Below are 15,610 nucleotides of genomic sequence, written 5' to 3'. Positions count from 1 at the left end.
TTTTGAGCTAGATGCCCGGAAGCAGATAATTCTTACGCATTAAGCATTGATTTGACATCTTTTCACCCCGTTAGGCACAGGAAATCAACTTTTGCGTACTCGTCCCGAACCTGACGTCCGCACATTAGTCTGCGCATTGCCGCTGTAACTGACATTGCCGGATCCACTAATCACAGCATCCAGTTGCTCGTCTACATGTATAGAAATATTTCCAGAACCAGATATTTTGAGGTTGGCAGATCTGCTGCGAAGGTTTCCGCCATCGAGTCTTCCCGACCCGCTGATGGAAACATTGCTGTTCCTCACGTCTCCGCTAGCGACTATCCGTCCAGAACCACTGATAGACGCATTAAATACCTGGACTTCCGAGGACACGGTGATACGCCCCGAACCGCTTAAAGCAGCATTCAGCGCGTCTCCGGAAACCTTTCCGCTCACCACGATGTGACCTGATCCGGACTGTGACAGCGCATCGATTTTTCTAGCCGTCACATAAGCCGTCACCTTTCCCCAATTTGCATTCCTTGTCCATGCTTGTTTCTTAAATCCGATTTTCAAGGTCCCTTGTTCGACAACGGTTTCGATCTCGCGTATCGCCGCCTCATCGCCCTCCAACCGCACGGATTCGCGGTTACCGAAACGCACTTCAACATGGATACTTCCGTTGCTGGCCAGCGCATGGAAACCACTGACATCCCGCGTTTCGCCGCGGACCGGCAAACCGGAAGCTGCCTGCACCAGCCCTGAATAAAAGAAAAGCAGGGTGAGTGCTGACCAACCTAACGATGACAATTTTAAGCTCATATTTTTTCTTTTTTCAATAAGACGCCGTAACAGTCAATACGTTGCAGCATCAGCCAACTTTTATCCTTGCATAACCCGAATCAATCCTATATTTTTAGCACGTCAGGTATGTTATTCCCCGTTATGAAGATTCTGCCCGTAAAAGACCCGTCTACAGAAGAGCTGTTTATTGCCATGCCTCTACCTTTGTATAGGGACGACCCCAATTATATTCGGCCGCTTGATCAGGATGTAAAAGCCGTATTTGACCATACCAAAAACCCACGCTTCCAAAACGGAGAATGTAGCCGCTGGTTGCTGCTGAATAGTCACGGCGATCCTATCGGTCGCATCGCAGCATTCTATGATTATGAGTCCAACGACAATGCACTGCTTGTAGGTGGCTGCGGATTCTTTGAATGCATTGATGATCAACATGCGGCTAATCTATTATTTGACACCGCTAAGGAGTGGCTTTGCCAACGTGGTATCGAGGCCATGGATGGCCCTATCAATTTCGGCAACCGGGAACGCTGGTGGGGATTGCTGGTCGATGGATTCCATCCCCCCTGCTACTGCTGCAATTACAATCCTCCATACTACCAGCGGTTATTTGAAAACTACGGTTTCCAGGTATATTTCAAACAGTATACTTACCGCCGTGATATCGCCACCAGACTGTCCAGCAAAGTGGGTGAAAAGGCCATGCATGCACTGCGGGATTCGGGCTATACCTTTGCCCACGTCAACCGAAGGCAACTGGACAAGGCTGCCGAGGACTTTCGCATGGTGTATAATGAAGGGTGGGCGAAGATCGAGGGCGTGAGCCCGATGAGCTCCGAAGGCGCCCGCAAACTCATGCAAAGTTTAAAGCCTATCATCGACCCTAAAATCATCTGGTTTGCATACCATGAAGGCAAACCCGTGGGTTTTTTTGTGAGCATTCCTGATGTCAATCAGCTGATTGTCAAACACGTAAACGGAAAACTCACGTTGGGGGGCAAGCTGCTTTTCCTTTGGAACCGCTGGCGGAAGCGTTGCAAAACAATGTTCGGCATTGTCTTTGGCATTGCGCCCGGTCATCAGCGGAAGGGTGTAGAGGCGGCGATGGTGATGGCGGCTTCCACCGTAATTCAAGACCGCTCGCAAACGCAATATGAGGAGCTGCAGATGAATTGGATAGGCGATTTCAATCCGAAAATGATGAATGTAGCTCGATATATAGGTGGCAAAATTTATAAAACCCATTATACCTACCGCTATCTTTTTGACCGCACTAGGCCATTCGAAAGGTACCCGATCATACAGTGAGGGAAAAGCAGTTTTTTTTTGAACGAGCATTCCATGTTACTTTTGTAATTTTACAGCCAACAACGCGACACATTACGTTTGTATGAAAAAATTACGGTTCAAAGGACAAATATATGCGGGGTTTGTCATCGCCATTGCCATCGTCTCTACTACCGCTTTTTTGTTCTACAAGAAAATCAACGGCGTTGTCGGCGATAACAGGCTATTAATGCAGGTGAGCGTAGCGACCGCCTCGCTCATAGACACCATCAACCGCCAAAACAACTGCATGAGCCTCGAGATGCTAAGCTACTTTTCTGACGGTGATGAAACACATCTGAAAAATATTAAAAACGAGCAGTTGGCTGTTTCCGCAAACCTTGCCCTCCTTGCTGAAGGCCTTCAAAAAATGGAGATGGGGACACTGGCCATACATTACTTACACTCGCTATTTGAACGACACGCTAATGACCTTCTCCACGAATTGACCAATTTGGACGTCTCAAAGCGAACAAAAACAGCGGAGGTTCAGGCATCAGCAGACCGAATCGACCAGCGCCTATCGCTTTTGAAACAGGCTGTCATCTCGAAGCGGAAAAGCGAAATGGAACGGCTAAACGGTGTCATTATCGAAACCAAGTACATCGCCGTCCTTGGACTCACCTTGGCTGTACTCGTTTTGTTTGGCTTGATTGGATATATAATTAAAACATTTGACTTCCAAAAGAAGGCCGAACGTGTTATCCGGAAAGTAAACGCCGACCTGAAGAAGCTGTCCAAAGAAAAGGAAATCGACAATTGGTTGCTGAATGGGTTGGCCGCACTTGACGATAGAACCCGCGGAGGACTAGGTGAGGAAGAAATCGCTGGCAACGCCATACAAACGGTTTGCCAGCATCTCAATGCCGATGTCGGAGTCATTTACCTGCAGAGTACCAGCGACGAAACCGTCTTTATACATACCGGATCATACGCAACAACGCCGCAAGACATACAGCCAAAAATCGCAAAGGGGGAAGGACTGATTGGTGAGAGCATTGTATCCAAAAAGCAACTCGTTCTTTCCAATATCACCGAGCACTATCTTACAGCGGCATCATCACTCGGCAACGCAAAGATTGGAAATATCGTCATTCAGCCTTGTATTTACGAAGGCGAGGTACTCGGAGTCATGGAAATTGGCTTCTTCCGCGAGATCGATGATACGGTAATCCGTTTTCTAAATCGGGCCAGCACTAACCTTGCCGTAGCATGCAAAGTATCCAGAGCACTAAGCACGCTATCCCACCTTTACGAGGAAACGCAGCAGCAGGCAGAGGAATTGGAAGCTCAGCATGAGGAGCTTCGCACGACCAACGATGAATTGACGCATAAGACCCACCTTTTAGAGGCTTCGGAAGAAGAGCTGCGCGTACAGCAGGAAGAACTCAAACATGCCAACCTCGAACTCGAAGAGAAAGCCAGATTACTGGAAGAGCGCAATTTCTCAATTGAACAGGCGAGGCAGTCGATCGCAATCAAAGCAAACGAGCTCGAACGATCTGGCCGATATAAATCGGAGTTTTTGGCCAATATGAGCCATGAACTACGCACGCCGCTCAATAGCATCCTTATACTGGCCAAACTCTTAAACGACAACAAGTCAGGCCGTTTATCAGCAGAAGAGGTAAAGTACGCTTCGGTTATCCATCATGCTGGCACAGATTTGCTTAACTTGATCAATAATATCCTTGACCTATCGAAAATAGAGTCTGGAAACGTGGAACTGATCATCGAGGACATTCCGCTATCCAACATTGCCCAGGACTTACTTGAACTGTTTAGCAGCGTTGCGGACAGCAGAGCCATCGGATTCCGCGTCACGATTCATGAAGACCTTCCGCCTATTATCAGTACCGACGAGCAACGCCTGCGGCAGGTACTGAAAAACCTACTTTCAAACGCTTTCAAGTTTACTAAAGAACAGGGGCACGTAGAGCTACTGCTCACGTCGGCCGGTCGGTCGCCCTCATGGAAAAAAGGCATGCTTGGTGGCATGCCAGCATCTGAAGTCATCGCCTTTGTGGTGACTGATACCGGCATCGGCATCCCAATAGACAAACAAAAATTAATTTTCGATGCATTCAAACAAGCGGATGGCTCTACCAGCCGGAAATTCGGAGGGACTGGGCTGGGGCTGTCCATTTGCCGAGAACTAGCTACCGTACTTGGCGGTGAAATCCATCTGACGAGCACAGAAGGGAAAGGCAGCGTATTCACCCTCTTCCTTCCATTAAAACATAAGGACAAGGTCCCAAAACCCGCAGCGAATAAGGAATCCCTGTCTAACCGATCCGTTGGTAAAATTGTCGATGAAAAACAGCAATCCGATCCGGAGGGTCCAAAAACCTTTCAAGCGAACGCACCGCGAAAGCGGCTCCTGATCATCGAAGACGATCGAAATTTTGCGGAAATATTAGCCATGTATGCGAAAGAACGCGGATTTGAGCCACTTGTTGCCTACCAAGGCGATACGGGACTCGAAATGGCGCTTGACCAAATACCGGATGCCATCATCCTAGACATCATGCTGCCAGTAATGGACGGGTGGACGGTACTGAGGAAACTTAAAGACAACCCCGGAACAAAAAGCATCCCGGTACACCTAATGTCTGCCGATCGACCGAACAAACGGAAAATCGAAGAAGCGGCTGTGGGCTTTTTGAAAAAACCCATCGATCAGAAATCGCTCGAAGATGTATTTGGACTTTTGTATAGGCTTATTGAATCTCCCCTTAAACGAGTATTGGTTGTTGAGGACCACAGGGTCCAAAGCGACAACCTTAAGTCCGGCCTTACAGACCGCGGCGTAGAGGTTACACAGGCTTATACGGCTGCCGAAGCCCTGAATTTTCTTCGGTCGGACAATCATTATGATTGTGTTATCCTCGACATTAATCTGCCAGATAAGTCGGGTATGGATTTACTGGATGAAGTCAAGGGTATTCCAAAACATTCAGAGACCCCGGTCATCATCAACACCGCCATGGATTTCAATGCCGAAATGACGGGGCGGATTCTTCGCCATACCAAAGCCATGGTGGTCAAATCCGGCAAGTCCAACAACCGCATCCTTGACGAAGTCAACCTGTTCATTAACAAAGTTAAAAACGACCCTCCTGCTTCCACAGGCGTATTTGAGGTTAATAGTAACGCCGAGCCGGCAACAATACAGCGTGATAAAGTACTGCAAGGTAAGCGCGTCTTACTTGCGGATGATGATATGCGCAATATCTTCGCATTAAGCACCGTATTTGCGTCGTATAATATCGATGTGGATACAGCGAACAACGGACAGGAGGCGTTGGCGGCACTCGATAAAAATCCTCGCATTGACCTTGTCCTAATGGACATCATGATGCCCGAAATGGATGGTTACGAAGCTATCGCAAAAATTCGAGCGATCAAGAAATTTGCCAAATTACCGATAATTGCAATAACAGCAAAAGCGATGCTGAGCGACCGACAACTCGCGCTTGAAGCCGGCGCTAACGATTACATCACCAAACCGGTAGATGTAAGCAAGTTGCTTTCGCTGATAAGGGTGTGGTTAAGTTAATAAAAAAACGATGAGTATTTCATTTGAAGACCTCGAAGAACTAATTGAATTGGTCAAAAACGTTCATGGTTTTGATTTAAACGGCTATTCCCGAGCATCACTAAAAAGGCGTGTATCCCGTATCATGGACTTATATCGCCTTGATGTTTGTACGTTAAAAGACAACCTAGTTAATGTTTCCGGATTTTTCAATAGGTTCCTTACCGAGATTACGGTTAATGTCACGGAAATGTTCCGCGATCCTGTATTTTATATCGCATTACGGGAAGAGGTTTTCCCTTACCTTGCCACATTTCCGCACATCAAAATCTGGAGTGCCGGGTGTTCAACAGGAGAAGAAGTATATTCCTTAGCAATCATGCTGAAAAAACAAGGACTGTATGATCGGTCCTTTATTTACGGAACAGACATCAATTCCTTAGTCCTCGAACGGGCTAAACAAGGGATAATAGACCTCAAAAAGATGCGGGAATACTCTGACAACTATTTGCAGACCAAATCAGGCGATTCGCTTTCCGAATATTATACTGCAAGATACGATGCCGCCGCCATTTATCATGACTTACAGAAAAACGTGCTATTCTCCATTCACAACCTCGTCTCAGATGGAGTATTCAACGAATTCCAGCTTATTACCTGCCGCAATGTGCTCATTTATTTTAATTTAAAATTACAGGAGCATGTATTTCAGCTCCTGTACGATAGTCTTGCGTTGTTTGGCTTCCTTTGCCTGGGCTCGAAAGAAGCTTTACGATCCAACCAACTGGCGAGCAAATTTAGATTGGTAAATAAAAAACAAAACATTTATCAAAAAATTGCTTAAATTAAACCCATATATCATTAACAAACTTCGCGGAGCAGAGGTACTGGTACTGGCATGTTCAGCGGGTGGGTTTAAGGTTATGTTTAATATGCTCAAAGTATTACCGGATAATCTTTCAGTCGGGGTGTTGGTCATTATCCACCGGAATGCTAAGTATGAAACGAATATCGAAGAAAGTATCACCACCAAATGCGGCATTGCCATTAAAGTAGCGGAAGACAAGGAACCTATAGTTCCGGGCACTGTATATTTCGCACCTGCAGGATACCATCTATTGCTCGAGCCCGACCGCAGCCTGTCCCTGGACATTTCCGAGCCTGTGAATTACTGTAGGCCTTCTATCGACGTGACGTTGCAAAGCATTGCCGATGTATATGGACCATCGGCTATAGCCGTGCTGCTTTCGGGTGCCAATCAAGATGGTGCACACGGCATGAAAGCAATTCACGATGCAGGTGGGCTTTGTATCGTGCAGCATCCAGATTATGCCGAAATCGATACCATGCCTGAAGCCGCTATTGCCTTAAAAGCTGCAAACCTTATTCTTAATGATGACGAGCTAGTGGCATTCAGCCAAGAATTGAACAACCTTATTTTGAGAAGAAATCTGCCATGGAGAAACTGAAACTTGTTGTCGTAGACGACAAAGAGGAAAATGTACTAAGCTTGAAAGCGCTTTTAGGCGATATTGACAACCTGGATATATGGGGCAGCACTTCGCCTAACGAAGCACTGCGTTACTGCTGGAATCAAGATGTTGCCATCGCGCTTGTGGATGTGCAAATGCCAGAAATTAACGGATTTGAATTCGTTTCCCTATTGCAAAGCAACCCGAAAACATGGCAGATCATGGTTATCATGGTGACGGCCATATCCAAAGAAGATAAATTCCTACTCAAAGGCTTGCATAGCGGAGCCGTAGATTACCTATACAAACCCCTTAATCCGGATATCACCGTTGCAAAGGTGAAGTCATTCATGCAACAAGTGTATATCCAACGGGAGCTGAAACGTAAAAATGAAGAGTTGGAGCGATCACACATTGAATTGGTCAAAGCTAAGAAGGAGGCCGATCTTGCGCGAAAATCGAAAGAAAACTTCCTCGCTAACATGAGCCACGAAATCCGCACCCCCATTAACGGTATCATGGGCATTACTACAATGCTAAGAAATTCGCCACTCAATGAGGAGCAGTCCGAATGGCTAAATTATCTTGAAAATGCCTCTCAACAACTACTGTTGATTATCAATGACATTCTAGACCTTTCGAAAATTGACTCGGGAAAAATGCGGTTAGACTTCACAAAAACTTCGCTTCCCAATATCATCAAGGAACTTGACAAGTTATTTGCTTATAAAGCTGAACAGAAGGGCATCGCTTTTCATGTGGTCACCGACGACAAGCTGCCAAAGTACATCCTTGCCGATTCCCTGCGGTTGACCCAAATCCTAAGCAACCTTATTTCAAACGGCATCAAATTTACGGAAAAAGGGAGTGTAACCTTATCGACGGCATTACTTGAACGATTGGATCGTCGGGTGCACATCCAATTTTCGATAAAGGATACGGGTATCGGCATTAACAACAACGCTATTGATAAAATTTTCCAGTCTTTCGAACAGGGCGAAGAAGGCATTACCAAGCGCTTTGGCGGTACCGGATTAGGATTGGCTATCGTCAAACGGTTGGTGAATCTGCATCAAGGGCAAATTCATGCATCCAGTGAATTAGGCAAGGGCAGTGAATTTGTATTCGAATGTTGGTTTGATGAAGAATCATCCGAGGCTACGCCCAAATCAGACAAAAAACAATACACGGATATGCCGCCACTCAAGAACGTGCATATTTTGCTTGCCGAAGACAATGAACTGAATAGCTTCATGGTATTGCACATGCTCAACACCTGGGGAATCACTGTAGATACCGTGAAAAATGGGAAAGAAGCTTTAGAAAAAGTGGAACAAACTTCCTATAGCCTGATTTTAATGGATGCGCATATGCCAGTGATGAGCGGATTCGAAGCCATTCGTGCCATCAGGAACGATCATCGGGCGCATATTAACCGGATTCCAATTATTTCCATCTCAGCCTCGGTACTTCAGCGCGAGCAACAAGCAGCCTACGCAGCCGGAGCTGACGCAGTAGTAGGCAAGCCGTTTGATCCGGTATCCCTGTACCAGATTGTCAAAACATTGACTGACGCCGAAGCGGCAGCTCCAACGTAATCGTAAAATTACAATTCAGTGATAAATGCACTTTTGTTCCTTTTTAAATTCAAGTACCTTTGGGGCGCAAACAAACATATACAGTATACTGTTTGCTATTACTGGATAGTCCAACAATTAGAATAAAGAGAAATGAAGCAGTTTTTTTTAATTCCCGTAGTGGCGGGAGCAATTATCATCTCCGCCTGTGGTGGCAACCAAACTAAAGAGGGATCGACAGATGCCGGGGAAAGGACCGACCAACCGACAGCCGATGCGAATATCCCGGGTCTGGACACTGTAGCCGTCAGTAACGAACTGGTTTTGGAAGGCAATGATCTAATGAAGTTTGATAAAACCCTTTTCCGCGTAAAAGCGGGACAGCCGGTCAAACTCACGCTAAAGAACGTTGGGGAAATGCCAAAGGAGTCCATGGGTCATAATGTTGTTATTCTTCAGCCGGGCACGGACATACCCGCGTTTGGTGGAGAAGCTATCAAAGCTCCGGACACCGAATACATTCCCGTTACGTTTGCGTCGTCAATCATCGCTCATACCAAGCTACTTGGCCCTGGAGAAACGGATGCAATCGAATTTACCCTTGAACAAAAAGGTGTGTATCCTTTTCTTTGCAGCTTCCCTGGCCACTATGGCATAATGCAGGGAAAAATAGTAGCCGAATAAGGGCTATTCATCCGACATTATTGGAAAAGACAGTCAGCCGGCTGTCTTTTCTGCTGTTTGCCATTCCGTCGAAGTATAATTATCCGTAAATTTGGCAACATCTAATTGACTAATTTTCATCACATGCAATACGATGTCATTGTAATAGGTAGCGGACCAGGAGGATATGTGGCCGCAATCCGCTGCGCACAACTGGGCTTAAAGACGGCCGTAATCGAAAAATATAGCACTTTCGGCGGAACATGTCTTAACGTCGGGTGTATACCGTCCAAGGCTCTTTTAGATTCTTCAGAGCATTACCACAATGCTGCCAATCATTTCAAGTCTCACGGCATCGAGCTGAGTGATCTCAAGATAGATATAAAACAGATGATCGCCCGCAAAGACGAGGTCATCGCCCAAAATGTGGCAGGTATTGAATTTCTTTTAAAGAAAAACAAAGTCGATAGTTTCATCGGAAAGGGTTCTTTTATTAATAAAAGCACCATCAAAATAGCCAAGGAAGATGGGGAAATCATCCAAATCACCGGCAAAAACGTGATTATAGCGACCGGTTCTAAACCCACCTCCCTACCCTTCATTACGATTGACAAGAAGCGAATCATCACATCCACTGAGGCGTTGGCACTGTCCGAAATACCAAATCACCTCGTAGTGATAGGCGGCGGCGTAATCGGTTTGGAGCTCGGGTCCGTTTATGCCCGGCTCGGAGCTAAGGTCTCGATTGTCGAGTATGAAAAATCCATCATTCCAACCATGGACGGTGGGCTTGGTAAAGAATTACAGCGTGTACTGAAGAAAACGCTCGGCATGGAGTTTTACCTCGGACATAAGGTGACCGGCGCCACAGCAAAAGGACAAAAAGTCACTGTTCATGCAGCGAACTCCAAAGGGGAAGACGTGAAATGGGAAGGCGATTATTGTGTCGTAGCCGTAGGGCGCACAGCCTATACTGAGGGACTGGGGTTGGAAAATATTGGAATCACGCTTGAAGGGCGAGGACAAAAAATTCCCGTAAATGAGTACCTTGAAACTGACGTGCAAGGCGTATATGCTATCGGTGACGTTGTCAAAGGGGCTATGTTGGCTCACAAGGCTGAAGATGAAGGCGTATTCGTGGCGGAGCGCATCGCGGGTCAACAGCCACACATAGACTACAATCTCATTCCCAACGTGGTATATACCTGGCCAGAAGTAGCAAGTATTGGCAAAACGGAAGAGCAACTCAAAACTGACGGCCGCAAATACAAAGCCGGCTCTTTTCCCTTCAAGGCAAGTGGCCGAGCAAAAGCCAGTGGCGACACGGATGGCTTCGTAAAGGTGTTGGCTGATGCGGACACAGATGAGCTACTGGGCGTGCACATGATCGGTCCACGAGCGGCAGATATGATTGCCGAAGCCGCGGTGGCTATGGAATACCGTGCATCCGCGGAAGACATCGCCCGAATATGCCATGCGCACCCGACTTTCACGGAGGCGTTCAGAGAGGCTGCGCTTGCCGCGACGGCAAACAGGGCGATTCACATTTGATTATCACTGCTGCGTCTTAAGACGCAGCAGCTTTGGCCGTTTATAAACCGTATTATACAGTCGAACAAAAAATTATTTACTGATAATGCGAATGAATTTCCACACACGCAAATGGGTCAAACCCGAGGACCTGAACCCTAATGGAACACTATTTGGGGGCACGCTACTCCGATGGATCGACGAGGAAGCCGTCATTTATGCCATTGTTCAGTTGGGCAACCCCCAGGTCGTGACCAAGTTTATCTCTGAAATCAATTTCGTGAGTTCGGCCAAGCAGGGCGACATTATCGAATTGGGCATCACCGCCACGCATTTTGGCCGTACTTCGATTACGCTAACATGCCAAGTGCGCAATAAGATAACACGAAAAAGTATCTTGACAATCGATAAGCTGGTGTTCGTAAATCTCGACAAAGACGGCAATCCAACCCCACACGGTAAAACCGAGATTACCTATGCCTATGCAGGAGACAGGCCGTAAGATCGTTAGGCTTCATGCTTTAATTTTCTTTCCACAAAGAAAGGCGCAAAAGGCACCAACGATGCCAAGAAGAATATGACCACTCGCCCTGATTTCCATTTGTAGCGATCGGTGCACATCCAAAGCAGGTATATATAAGCAATAAATAGTAGACCGTGTGCCCAGCCTACGTATTTGACGCCCAAAACAGCCCAATTGTAATCAGTGGTACGCTTCAATACCGAAAACATCACCAATATTACCATTGAAACCCCTTCGACTAATGCGACATTCCGAAACCAGTTGAGGATTTGTTTGTTTGAATTCATGATCACAAGTTTAGAAAAGCCGCAAGGTAGGCAATTACGGTCTGTCACCACAGTTAACGACAACGTTTTACTGAAATCTGACGGTTTGTTGCTTACCGAACAACGGCAGCCAAGTTTGGGAAGGGATACATCGTGCCCGGACGTGTGACCATCGTTCGGACTTCCTAAAAAAAATATGTAAGTTTGTGGGCACCGTATTTAAAGCGGTATAAGACATGAATCAATCCCAAGAAATACATTTATGAATTACGACATTATTGTAATCGGGAGCGGACCGGGTGGCTATGTGGCGGCCATCAGGTCATCCCAGCTCGGTTTTAAAACTGCCATCGTTGAGCGTGAATCCTTGGGCGGTATCTGCCTTAATTGGGGCTGTATTCCCACTAAGGCGTTACTTAAAAGTGCGCAAGTATTTGAATACCTTAACCATGCCGCAGATTATGGCATTAAAGTGAATGGCGGCGAGGCCGATTTCGGTGCCATAGTCAAACGCAGCAGAGGAGTTGCTGACGGCATGAGCAAAGGCATTCAATTTTTGATGAAGAAAAATAAAATCGACGTAATCATGGGTACCGCCAAAATCAAAAAAGGCGGAAAGGTCGAAGTCAAAGATGCGGAAGGTGCGACAAAGGAGTATAGTGCACAGCACACTATATTGGCAACCGGTGCCCGTTCGCGGGAACTTCCCAACCTTAAGCAAGACGGCGAGCGGATCATCGGCTACCGGCAAGCTATGAACCTTGAAAAACAACCTGAATCGCTGGTTGTCGTTGGGTCAGGCGCTATTGGCGTCGAGTTTGCCTATTTTTACAATGCTATAGGCACTAAGGTGACGATCGTCGAATACCTTGACCGTATTGTACCGGTAGAAGACGAAGAAGTATCAAAACAACTGGAACGTAGTCTTAAAAAAGCAGGCATTAATGTCCTTACCGGCGCAGAGGTCCAGTCCGTTGACACATCAGGAAAATTGAGCAAAGTGCAGATCAAAACTGCCAAGGGCACCGAAAGCATTGAGGCTGCAACCGTACTATCTGCGGTGGGAATCACACCTAATATTGAAAACCTTGGCCTGGAAGAGCTTGGGGTTAAAACCGATAAGGGTCGCGTGGTGGTAGATGATTTCTATAAAACCAATATTGATGGCGTCTACGCCATTGGCGATATTGTCAAAGGCCAAGCCTTAGCCCACGTAGCATCGGCCGAGGGCATCATTTGTGTAGAAAAAATAAAAGGGTTGGATGTATCTCCTATCGATTACAATAACATCCCAGGCTGTACCTATTGTTCACCGGAAATAGCCTCTGTAGGCTACACCGAGAAAGCCGCAAAAGAGGCGGGCTACGAAATCAAAGTAGGTAAATTTCCCTTCTCAGCCTCCGGAAAAGCCAGTGCGGCTGCGGCAAAAGATGGTTTTGTCAAAGTTATTTTTGATGCCAAATATGGCGAATTCTTGGGCGCTCATATGATAGGAGCCAATGTCACCGAGATGATTGCCGAAGTAGTGGTTGCCCGCAAGCTGGAGACCACAGGGCATGAGATCATCAAAGCTGTGCACCCACACCCAACGATGAGCGAGGCAATCATGGAGGCTGCTGCCGATGCATACGGCGAAGTGATCCACCTGTAGCATAGCGTCTGAAGACCAAAGGTGCAAGCATCTTCGGTCTTCAGACTTAACAAAATAGTAACACTCAAACAAACAACCACTTATACCTAAAGCCAAAACAATTGTTATATTTGCATAACAGTAACGCCTTCCTGAAATTGCTATGAAAACAGAATTTTTGAGTATTCCGAGTGTCATCGAACGACACGACAAGCCGTTGACACAACTCACTGCTCCCTTAGAAAAACGCCTTCAATTGTTTGAGGAAGGATCTGGTTTTCTTGTCGGCGACCTTGCATTGAGCCAGGGGCAAGTACCTTACCGCAACATCAATAGCTCGCCCAGTGATCTGGATTATCAGCTGCTTGCAAAGGCAGGCTTACTGATCGCTTCGGGCGCTAAATCGGGTGAATTGGTGCTTACAACCGGATTTCCATCAGCGGTGTATGAATTGTTTAAGTTGCAGGCTGAAAAGTTTTTTTCGGTACGAGATGTCGTTATCGAGTATAATAGTGATACACTTAATGGAGGCGGGCGAAGCCGAGTACAGCTGACTATTTCGCACCTAGAGGTCATGTCGGAAATAGCTGGCTGTATTAACGCAATCCGTAAAGGCCCGCTTGCCGATGACGGCAATTTCTTTGTTGTCAGCTTAGGTTATGGCACCTGTGAAACCGCACTGAGCACAGCAGAAGGTCCTGTCGCCCGGACATGTGTGAGTGTACCCGGCCTTCGCCACGCAGTTAACACACTATACGATGAGTTAAGTAGTAGCTACTACTTATCTATGAAAAATGAGCATATGGTCAATCAAAGCTTCCAGCGTGGAGACATGGTGATCGGCCGTAAGCGGATGAACTTGTTAGGTGCAAGAAACAGTCATTTGGCAAATTACTACAATGAGGTGTTGTCACCTGCCATGCGGAAGGCTTTCACCGACTCCGATTTCGAACGGGCGAGCAAAGTTTACCTAGTTGGTGGAGGCGCATTGTATCCGGAGCTCGCAAATCACTTTCAACAGGAATTCGATGGTGTACTTGAGGTGGTCGTGCCAAAAGGTGCAGATAATTTCGCTGCACTGGGCTATTACCTACGGTCAGCCCTATGGTGTGGGCCAAACCACATTGAGCGTGCTGTCGGGCTCGACATCGGCAACGCCTATACCGTCATCTCTTCGCATGCTAAAGTGCCAGCCCAGGAAGGGAAAAAAGCAACAGCTCTCGAACCTGCATTTTTAGAAGCGTAGCGGCAGCCAATAGAAGCATTGCGATGTGCTGTTTAGCCCTGGGCAATCAATTGTGATTTCAGGACTGCCTGTATGGGTTCCTTCCGCTTTTGAGGATCATCAATCAGTTCAAACAAGATTTCGGCCGCGCGTTTTCCCTGATCTCCTGGAAACTGCTCAATCGATGCCATTGGAGGATTTTCCACATATTTCCATAGCGGATAATTAGCATAACTGATGAAATGGATGTCTTGATTCAATGACAGTCCCTTTTGGCGAGCTGTCTTCATCACATCCAATGCGACATAGTCGTTAAAGGATATTACAGCGGAAGGACGATCAGGCAGTGCTAACAGCTTTAAAATCGCAGCGTCGTTGCCCTCAGTTGTAAGGTCAGTACTTACAATATATTCGTCCTGTAACGGGATTCTGCATTTATTCAGTCCTTTTATGTAAGACCTTTTACGTTCAATGCTGGCCGGCAGCATCTCGGGCCCATTAATCAGCGATATGGCATGATGACCACAGGACACGAAAATATCAATAGCTTCAAGCATACCCGGTTCTAAATCACTCACCACTTTGTTAATACCATCCAAATCCGGCACGCAGTCAAAGAAAACGACCGGAATTCCCGCACTTTCCAGCTGTTCTATGAATCCATACTCCTGTGTGTTTTTGCCAATAGATATTAGCACCCCATCCACCCTATGCGTTTTAAGTGTTTGCAAGATACGCAATTCCCGGCCAGGGTCATCGAGCGATTGGCCCATTATAACCGTGTAATTCCTGTCATTTGCGACATTTTCGATTTCACTTATCGCAGCAGAGAAAAAAGGCTCGGAAAGGCTCGGCAGCACGACGCCTATAGTGAATGTTTTACGTTGCTTAAAAAAAATCGCAGTTTGATTGGGCTCATAATTCAACTCAGCGGCTACTTTTTTAACCCGCATAGTGGTGACTAAACCAATGCTGGGATGGTCCTTCAACGCCCGGGAAACGGTTGATGGCGAAATTTTCAGTCGCTTCGCAATTTCTTTTATTGTTGCGGGTTTTCCTTCCTTCATTGAATTC

13 protein-coding genes are annotated in these 15,610 nt (G+C 46.6%); 10 read left to right on the top strand and 3 right to left on the bottom strand.

Annotated elements, in window-relative coordinates; genetic code table 11:
- Positions 1-84 precede the first annotated feature (84 nt).
- Positions 85-804, bottom strand: a complete 720-nt coding sequence (locus ACFOET_RS03995) for a head GIN domain-containing protein (protein WP_379019812.1) — start codon at positions 802-804, stop codon at positions 85-87.
- Between the two features lie 123 nt (positions 805-927).
- Between ACFOET_RS03995 and ACFOET_RS03990 the strand changes: the two genes are divergently transcribed.
- The 8 genes from ACFOET_RS03990 (at position 928) to ACFOET_RS03955 (ending at position 11,394) form a co-directional block, all read left to right on the top strand.
- On the top strand, positions 928-2,094 hold the full coding sequence (locus ACFOET_RS03990; protein ID WP_379019810.1) for a hypothetical protein: 1,167 nt from the start codon (positions 928-930) through the stop codon (positions 2,092-2,094).
- A gap of 82 nt (positions 2,095-2,176) precedes the next feature.
- Positions 2,177-5,671 (top strand): response regulator, encoded by a 3,495-nt coding sequence (locus ACFOET_RS03985; RefSeq protein ID WP_379019808.1) that lies wholly within the window; start codon positions 2,177-2,179, stop codon positions 5,669-5,671.
- Positions 5,672-5,681: 10 nt separating this feature from the next.
- Positions 5,682-6,494 carry a CheR family methyltransferase gene (locus ACFOET_RS03980; protein WP_379019806.1) on the top strand — a complete coding sequence of 271 codons (813 nt, stop codon included), beginning with the start codon at positions 5,682-5,684 and terminating at the stop codon, positions 6,492-6,494.
- Positions 6,487-7,119 carry a chemotaxis protein CheB gene (locus ACFOET_RS03975; RefSeq protein WP_379019804.1) on the top strand — a complete coding sequence of 211 codons (633 nt, stop codon included), beginning with the start codon at positions 6,487-6,489 and terminating at the stop codon, positions 7,117-7,119. The genes ACFOET_RS03980 and ACFOET_RS03975 overlap by 8 nt, the downstream gene beginning before the upstream one ends.
- Positions 7,107-8,720, top strand: coding sequence for a response regulator (locus ACFOET_RS03970; RefSeq protein WP_379019802.1), 1,614 nt, complete (start codon positions 7,107-7,109; stop codon positions 8,718-8,720). The genes ACFOET_RS03975 and ACFOET_RS03970 overlap by 13 nt, the downstream gene beginning before the upstream one ends.
- A 132-nt stretch (positions 8,721-8,852) precedes the next feature.
- Positions 8,853-9,383 (top strand): plastocyanin/azurin family copper-binding protein, encoded by a 531-nt coding sequence (locus ACFOET_RS03965; protein WP_379019800.1) that lies wholly within the window; start codon positions 8,853-8,855, stop codon positions 9,381-9,383.
- A gap of 123 nt (positions 9,384-9,506) precedes the next feature.
- The gene (lpdA, locus tag ACFOET_RS03960; protein WP_379020377.1) at positions 9,507-10,913 is read left to right on the top strand and encodes a dihydrolipoyl dehydrogenase; all 1,407 of its coding nucleotides are present in this window, start codon (positions 9,507-9,509) and stop codon (positions 10,911-10,913) included.
- A gap of 91 nt (positions 10,914-11,004) precedes the next feature.
- Positions 11,005-11,394 (top strand): acyl-CoA thioesterase, encoded by a 390-nt coding sequence (locus ACFOET_RS03955; protein ID WP_379019798.1) that lies wholly within the window; start codon positions 11,005-11,007, stop codon positions 11,392-11,394.
- Between the two features lie 5 nt (positions 11,395-11,399).
- Here ACFOET_RS03955 and ACFOET_RS03950 read toward each other — a convergent pair whose 3' ends face one another.
- Entirely contained in the window at positions 11,400-11,702 is a 303-nt protein-coding gene (locus ACFOET_RS03950; RefSeq protein WP_379019796.1) for a DUF3817 domain-containing protein, read from the bottom strand.
- 241 nt (positions 11,703-11,943) lie between these two features.
- Here ACFOET_RS03950 and lpdA (ACFOET_RS03945) point away from each other — a divergent pair, with 241 nt between their 5' ends.
- Both lpdA (ACFOET_RS03945) and ACFOET_RS03940 read left to right on the top strand, forming a co-directional pair.
- Positions 11,944-13,332: a dihydrolipoyl dehydrogenase gene (lpdA, locus tag ACFOET_RS03945; RefSeq protein WP_379019794.1), complete on the top strand. Its 1,389-nt coding sequence runs from the start codon at positions 11,944-11,946 to the stop codon at positions 13,330-13,332.
- 142 nt (positions 13,333-13,474) lie between these two features.
- Positions 13,475-14,557 (top strand): ParM/StbA family protein, encoded by a 1,083-nt coding sequence (locus tag ACFOET_RS03940; protein ID WP_379019793.1) that lies wholly within the window; start codon positions 13,475-13,477, stop codon positions 14,555-14,557.
- A gap of 32 nt (positions 14,558-14,589) precedes the next feature.
- Here ACFOET_RS03940 and ACFOET_RS03935 read toward each other — a convergent pair whose 3' ends face one another.
- A complete protein-coding gene (locus ACFOET_RS03935; RefSeq protein WP_379019791.1) occupies positions 14,590-15,603 on the bottom strand; it encodes a LacI family DNA-binding transcriptional regulator in 1,014 nt (337 codons plus the stop codon).
- Positions 15,604-15,610 lie beyond the last annotated feature (7 nt).

The sequence above is a fragment of the Parapedobacter deserti genome (assembly GCF_042646065.1).
Classification (GTDB): domain Bacteria; phylum Bacteroidota; class Bacteroidia; order Sphingobacteriales; family Sphingobacteriaceae; genus Parapedobacter; species Parapedobacter deserti.
The sequence above is the reverse complement of the archived record's forward strand: the minus strand, read 5'-3'. Positions and strand labels throughout refer to the sequence as shown.

What these genes read in the sequence shown, in the direction of transcription:
- ACFOET_RS03995 (WP_379019812.1), bottom strand. Translation starts at nt 804, where the DNA reads ATGAGCTTAAAATTGTCATCGTTAGGTTGGTCAGCACTCACCCTGCTT.
- ACFOET_RS03990 (WP_379019810.1), top strand. Translation starts at nt 928, where the DNA reads ATGAAGATTCTGCCCGTAAAAGACCCGTCTACAGAAGAGCTGTTTATT.
- ACFOET_RS03985 (WP_379019808.1), top strand. Translation starts at nt 2,177, where the DNA reads ATGAAAAAATTACGGTTCAAAGGACAAATATATGCGGGGTTTGTCATC.
- ACFOET_RS03980 (WP_379019806.1), top strand. Translation starts at nt 5,682, where the DNA reads ATGAGTATTTCATTTGAAGACCTCGAAGAACTAATTGAATTGGTCAAA.
- ACFOET_RS03970 (WP_379019802.1), top strand. Translation starts at nt 7,107, where the DNA reads ATGGAGAAACTGAAACTTGTTGTCGTAGACGACAAAGAGGAAAATGTA.
- ACFOET_RS03965 (WP_379019800.1), top strand. Translation starts at nt 8,853, where the DNA reads ATGAAGCAGTTTTTTTTAATTCCCGTAGTGGCGGGAGCAATTATCATC.
- lpdA (WP_379020377.1), top strand. Translation starts at nt 9,507, where the DNA reads ATGCAATACGATGTCATTGTAATAGGTAGCGGACCAGGAGGATATGTG.
- ACFOET_RS03955 (WP_379019798.1), top strand. Translation starts at nt 11,005, where the DNA reads ATGAATTTCCACACACGCAAATGGGTCAAACCCGAGGACCTGAACCCT.
- ACFOET_RS03950 (WP_379019796.1), bottom strand. Translation starts at nt 11,702, where the DNA reads ATGAATTCAAACAAACAAATCCTCAACTGGTTTCGGAATGTCGCATTA.
- lpdA (WP_379019794.1), top strand. Translation starts at nt 11,944, where the DNA reads ATGAATTACGACATTATTGTAATCGGGAGCGGACCGGGTGGCTATGTG.
- ACFOET_RS03940 (WP_379019793.1), top strand. Translation starts at nt 13,475, where the DNA reads ATGAAAACAGAATTTTTGAGTATTCCGAGTGTCATCGAACGACACGAC.
- ACFOET_RS03935 (WP_379019791.1), bottom strand. Translation starts at nt 15,603, where the DNA reads ATGAAGGAAGGAAAACCCGCAACAATAAAAGAAATTGCGAAGCGACTG.